The sequence below is a fragment of the Rhizobium bangladeshense genome, from assembly GCF_001662075.1.
Classification (GTDB): domain Bacteria; phylum Pseudomonadota; class Alphaproteobacteria; order Rhizobiales; family Rhizobiaceae; genus Rhizobium; species Rhizobium bangladeshense_B.
Window position 1 is genome coordinate 1 of sequence record NZ_LYPL01000110.1, and the last position, 677, is coordinate 677.

Sequence of the window (677 nt, forward strand, 5' to 3'; positions counted from 1 at the left end):
AGAAAACAGAAACATCGTGGGAAGTCGTCTCAAATCGATTCCTGGAAACGCACATTGGCAGTTGGCTCCCGCGAGCATGGCGTGGCAGGGTCTGACTGTGGGCGAGATTTGCGTTCAGTTGAAGGACACGGCTCGAAATGGAAACCGGTCGCACGCGGACTTGATCAAACATATGGGTACTGACCATCTCGTGGGCTGGGCATGGCATCCGGGTGAAGGGAGAAGCTCGCCCCCTGGTAGCCAGGAGACTTTCGCGGCATTGATTGCTGCTTGGGTCGATACCGGCGCGGAGTGTCCTGACTAAGCCCCCAGGGCATGACGCGGAAAGGTATGCTTATGAGTTTCGCAGAGCTCTCGGTGACAACCCCAGTCCCCATTCAGGTGCGAGTAAAAGATGACGACGCTGAAGTCCTAAAGTTCGCCGTCGATGCGTTTCTACATGGTGGTGCGGCGCTAGCGACTTTGGTTGAAATTAGAGGAGGCGCGGCGAGAGCGATCGGTTCTCAAATCGCTGTGGCGACCGATGGCAGCTTTTGTGGATACGTATCCGGAGGCTGTGTCGAAGCGGCTGTAGCTACGGAGGCGCTCTTGGCGATTGCTGAAGGTAAAGACCGGGTGGTCGAATTTGGCTTAGGCTCCCGGTTCTTCGATATCGTCTTGCCCTGTGGCGGAGGGAT

1 protein-coding gene and 1 pseudogene are annotated in these 677 nt (G+C 56.6%); both read left to right on the plus strand.

Translation table 11 applies throughout. From position 1 onward, the window contains the following. Positions 1–304, plus strand: a pseudogene (locus A7X77_RS33740) (Isoquinoline 1-oxidoreductase subunit); the annotation flags it as partial. Between the two features lie 32 nt (positions 305–336). Beyond that, on the plus strand, positions 337–677 hold a 341-nt coding region (locus A7X77_RS31730), incomplete at its 3' end, for an XdhC family protein (RefSeq protein ID WP_197486936.1).